The sequence below is a fragment of the Gemmatimonadota bacterium genome (genome assembly GCA_016719105.1).
Classification (GTDB): domain Bacteria; phylum Gemmatimonadota; class Gemmatimonadetes; order Gemmatimonadales; family Gemmatimonadaceae; genus SCN-70-22.
On record JADKAQ010000041.1, the window covers coordinates 1 to 5231 of the forward strand.

Consider the following 5231-nt stretch of genomic DNA (forward strand, 5'->3'; position numbering starts at 1 on the left):
CAGATTGCAGGCGGATTCGAAACGCCAACGGAGGCGTTCTTGACATCCCAGTCTCGGTTGATCCCTCGACCACGGCCCTGCCCTTGATCGTCCGCTTCTGGCCGATAGCAGACAGCGCGCGAGTATCGCAGTGCGAGCGTTCGAGTGCCGCATAACGATCCGGGCTCACTTGCAGCCGCAGCAATAAATGCCGACCCGCCCCGGCCCAGTCTTTGGACATTCTACCGGGCCCGGGGCGGGTCGGCCATCCTTAGGCAGCTGTCAAGTGCAGCCCGTGGTTATGCGGCCCTTGGCTACGAGCCCATCAGCGATACCGCCGAGGATCCGGGCCGATCATCACCGTCGATTCATCTCGCCCACCCCTTCTTCGTAGGGTGTACACGAAACTGGGGCAGGATCAATCTGGTGCCCCGCTCAAAGGCGCTAACGTGCTTGGCAGCGTCGGCCAATTTAGCGGAGACTCTGACCGCCGCGAGGCTCGACCGGTATCGCCGAGAACGCCGCTGAACACTACCGCGACCTCCCCCCACTGACGCTCTCTGGGCGGTGCATCGCTTAGCGCCCTCTGCGCCAGCGCAAGGCCGAGGTAATAGCGAGCCTCCGCAGAGGAGAACCCCAGACCTGCATCAGAGGAGGTCCGCTCGGCTGCACGCAAGGTGTCTATCGCAACCTTCATCGAGTCCGCGTTTCCCCCAAATGCCGCTATCAGAAGAGCCGCTCGGACGACCGCTACCGCCGCGATGTCGTAGTCCGATGCGGTACGCCGTATCAGATCATAGCCATCTCTCAGATCTCTGAGGGCCTGGAGCGCTTGCTGCAGGTTGGCGGTTCGATAGACCTGCAGTTGGCGTGTGAACGCCATCTGTACGAGCAGCCTCCCGTGCAGAACCGGATATCGTTCTTTCGTGAGACTCTGCCCGGCCTCCCTCAGAGCAGCGAGCGCTTCTTCGAACCGCTCTGACCCGCGTGATTGTTCGGCGAGTCTCGTAAGACCGATGCCGACTTCTTGCATAATCTGTGCATGTCGCAGCACATCCGACGAAGCCGGGGTGCGCTCTATGGCGCCGCGCGCGAGAGCGAGCCCGTTCAGCAGCGAGGTGGAGTCTCCCGTAAGGTCGCCAATGCGATGTAGTGCCGTAAGCTCATTAAACTCTGCAATGCGAGCAAACAGTGCAGCTGCCGGAATGCGAGATAGGATTGCGCGCGCCTGTCGTCCCTCTTCCGCAGAGCGCCTGAGGAAAGGGACTCGTCGATCGAACTGGCTCATTTCTCGCAACGCTGCCGACAGATTCGCACGAGACAGTCCGTGCCGAAGCGGGTGACTCTCCATCGAATACGCGGCCTTCGCGTCATCGAACCATGTGACTGCTTCCGCCGCCTCCTGTCGCATGGCGCTCCCACGACCCATTGTTGCGAGGAGGGTGTGGACAAACCCTAGATTGAGTGCCGCAGCTGCTCGCTCCCGTGGACACGTGTTGCGTATGCACTTGAGGCGCAACTGTCGTAGCAGACTATCTGCCACTTGCAGCAGCGCACTTGCTCGCTCGCGGTCGAATTGGGCAAGCAGTGCGCGCGTCGTACCAGCAACGCGTAGGGCTTGTGCTTGCTCCGCAGGGCTCTGTATAGCTCGCGGGTCCAGTGAGGCGAGACTGGCAATTGCAGTGTGATAGTGTTCAAGAGGCACCCTGATCTGACCCAACAGGAAGTGCGCCAGCGCGCGCTGCAGGTGGAGTTCTGCTGCCACACGATCACTTTTCTGAGCGTGGCCTAGCACCGCCGCCGAGTCAAGGCGTACGAGGGCTCGCGCCGCAAGTGTATCTCGCGATGCAGTAAGAGAGTCCGCGAGCGCTAGCTCCGCCTTGGCCCACCCCAGCATTAGTCGAGTCTGTGCTTCCGTAGGTCCAGTGCCGGAAGAACCTTTGCAACCTCCTGGAAGCTCGCGAGTGCGAGGCCAAGTTCGCCCCGAGTGAAGGCTGCCTCAGCGGAGGCAAGTGGGGCACTCCAAGGCTCGGTGTCTCGATCCAAGATCAGAAGAGCGATGCCGACAAGCAACGGCGCAACGAGGAGCTCGACCACGTGCGCACGGAGACTGGTGGATAGACCCCGCAGTCCTTTCGCCGCCGACTCCACCAGTCGGGAAAGGACTCCTCCGACGGTGCGCTCGTGCCTAGGCTCATTCATGCGCTGGTTCTCATGTTGCCCTCTCATCTGCACGTAACGCGGCGGAGCTACCGCCAGATAAGTGAGTCCACCTGCGATGCCGCCTAACGTGGCTGTAGGAAAACCCCGTCGATGCCCGCGCTGTGGACACGGAACTTCACGGGGTGCGGCGGTTCCCCGGCAGCGAATCTGGCCGTTCCCGCTGCCGTCGAGATCCCATGGCCCGCTACAAGGCGATCGACACCAACCCCCCGGCTGCTCCCGGTCAACCTGGCGGCGCAGCTCCTCCCCGGCACCTTCGAGCACGCGGTCGACCACCTGCTCGAAACCATGCCATCGACCTGTCGCGCTTCGACGTCCGGTTCCGGAACGACACCACGGGCGCGCCCGCGTATCCCCCGGCGGTGCTGCTCAAGGTGGTGCTCTGTGCCTACGCGCGCGGGATCGTCAGCAGCCGGGCGATCGCCCGACTCTGCGAGGAGCACGTGACCTTCATCGCGCTCTGCGGAACACGCACCCGCACTTCACGACGATCGCCGCGTTCGTCAGCGGCCTCGGCCTCGGACATCGCCCACGTCTTCGCGGCCGTCCTCGCGGTGTGTGATCAGCAGGGGCTGATCGGCCGGGAGGATGTTCGCGATCGATGGCGTGAAGCTCCCGAGCAACGCGTCCAAGCGGCGCAGCGGGAAGCGCGCCGACTTGAACGCCAGGCCGAGAAGCTGGAAGCCGCCGCCGCGCGGATGCTCACGCGGCATCAAGCGACCGACGCGACGGAGGAGGGGCCGCCCGACCCACCGGACGGACCCCGACAACGGCGGGCGCGGGACGCGAGCGCTTGGCGCGGCTCGAGCGCGACGCGGTGCAGCTGCGGGCGTGGCTCGCCGCACATCCCGACGACCGGCGCAGCGCCAAAGGCGCCGTGCGCCTGAGCAATCGCACGGATCCCGACAGCGCGAAGATGGCGACGGGCAAGGGCGTCGTGCAGGGTTACACGGCTGTCGCCGCGGTGGATGCGAAGGCCCAGATCATCGTGGACGCGCAAGCGCACGGCACCGGGACGGAACAGGAACTCCTGCTGCCGGTCGTTGCCGCGCTCGCGCCGCACGCGACGACGGCCACGCTCATCACGGCAGACGCCGGCTACCACAGTGAAGCGAACCTCCGCGCCCTCGCGGCGCAGGGCCGTCCCGCGCTGATCGCGGACAACGGCATGCGCGCCAGGGATGAGCGCTTCGCGACGCAGGCGCGCCATCAGCAGGGGCCCGACCCGCTGCACGACAAGTCGCGCCCCTCGACGCGCTTGCCGGTGTACCAGCCCCATGACTTCACCTTCGATCCCGTGGCCCGCACGTGTGTGTGCCCGGCGGGGAAATCGCTCTATCGAAAGGGCAAGGACCTGGTCATCAAGGGCTACCGCGGCGCGCAGTTCCGCGGCGCGAAACGGGACTGCGTGCCGTGCATGCATCGCGCGCGGTGCCTGCGGACGCCCGACCGGACCGAGACACGGCAGGTGATGTTCTTCGACGGGCCGGCGCCGGGGCGCCCTGAGCTACACCCGGCAGATGCAACGGCGCCTCGACTCCGCCGAGGGGCGTGCGCAGTACGGGCGGCGCTTCGCGACGGTGGAGCCGGTCTTCGCGAACCTTCGCCACAACAAGGGGCTCGCGCGCTTCACGCTGCGCGGCCGCACCAAGGTGGACGGGCAGTGGAAGCTCTTCTGCCTGGTCCACAACATCGAGAAGCTGGCCCACGCGGGGTACGCCGCCTAACGCGCTTGCGGACGCGCGCCATCAGGCGCCGCGCGAGGCCCGCCGCTCCATGGGGACCGCACCTGCCGCCGATTCGCCAACACACGGAGGATAACGTCGCGCATCGCGCGGTCGCCGGCAGTGCACGCAGGCTTATTCTACATCCTCAACGTTTCAGCTCACCTGCGGGCGAACCCAATAAGAGCGCGCGGCGGAGCCGCGCGCCTTCCCCAGCTCGCCCGTCTGGTGCAGCGTTCGTTAGGTGGCGGCGCACTTTTGCCAGCCCATCAACTCCCTCTCCGCGGTGGACTGGTCGTTGTGCCATCGAGCCCATTCTGCCTGCTCTCGCCTTAACTCGGCTGCGTCTACCGTGCGAGGACGGAGAAGAGGTACCGTCTGGTCAGGACTGCTTGCGAAGACGTACCGGTGCGCACGTTCGGCGATGAAACGACGAACGAGAGCGGCCCTCTCGGAGTCCAACCTCGCTCCGCGGGTCGGCACAGGTCTCCCAATCTGCGTATACAGCATGTGATACGGGCTGAGCGGAAGGAAGAGGTCCGTGCCGACGCTGCCCCAGCCGCCACCAAAGTTGTAGTCCTCGACACCATTGAAGTTCAACTTCAGCACCGGGTCATCGCTCGTAAACCATGTCTGACCGTCCGGAGGGGCGAGAATCGTCCACCGATGTTTGCACAGCGCTTCGAGCGGCTCGCCACTGAGGAGGTGACGCATGCTCCAGAGCCAAAGGCCGCGTCCCGCGATCGTCTCGCCCTTCAGCCAACCTCCCGTCTCGCCAGGTCGCCGCTCCGTTGTAACTCGAAACGGGAGGCCGTCTCCAGGCAGCGCATTGGCGGTGAGGGTAGCGCGCTCCGACGGGCTCATGGTCTCAAGTTTCGCGACAGAATCAGTCACCGTGCGCTGCATGAGATCGGGCAACCACGAAGACCAGCGCTTCAGGTTCTCGAGGAGGCGCGCCGGAGTGCGAACATCCTGGGCCGCGAAGAATCGGACGAGCAACCGCCAGTCGTGGCGGGAAAGAGACTTGTTCGCAACTGCTCTACCTATCGCATCCTCGGCCGGGGCTTCGAACTCCGCATCCAGCCACCGCTCGAGCTCGTCGCTCTCTCCTGACGCCGCGACTCTGGTGTAGAGATGCTCATGGTAGGCGATTCCTCGGGTCGAGGTCCGTCGCCACGTAGGCACACTCTCGTGAGGCACTAGTACGCGATAGACCCAAACGCGCTTCCCATCCGACGACCAACGCTTCAGGTAACTGCGGGGAACGTAGTGGTTGTCGCGATGCATCGTTCACACGGGTCCGGA

At 65.0% G+C, this 5231-nt stretch carries 2 protein-coding genes and 1 pseudogene; 1 reads left to right on the forward strand and 2 read right to left on the reverse strand.

Translation table 11 applies throughout. The features are described 5' to 3' along the window. Positions 1 to 397: 397 nt before the first annotated feature. Positions 398 to 1390 (reverse strand): hypothetical protein, encoded by a 993-nt coding sequence (locus IPN47_23905; protein MBK9411027.1) that lies wholly within the window; start codon positions 1388 to 1390, stop codon positions 398 to 400. Positions 1391 to 2373: 983 nt separating this feature from the next. Here IPN47_23905 and IPN47_23910 point away from each other — a divergent pair. After that, a pseudogene (locus tag IPN47_23910) lies at positions 2374 to 3929 on the forward strand (IS1182 family transposase). Between the two features lie 237 nt (positions 3930 to 4166). Here IPN47_23910 and IPN47_23915 read toward each other — a convergent pair. Further along, positions 4167 to 5213 (reverse strand): DUF4238 domain-containing protein, encoded by a 1047-nt coding sequence (locus IPN47_23915; protein MBK9411028.1) that lies wholly within the window; start codon positions 5211 to 5213, stop codon positions 4167 to 4169. Between the last annotated feature and the right edge of the window lie 18 nt (positions 5214 to 5231).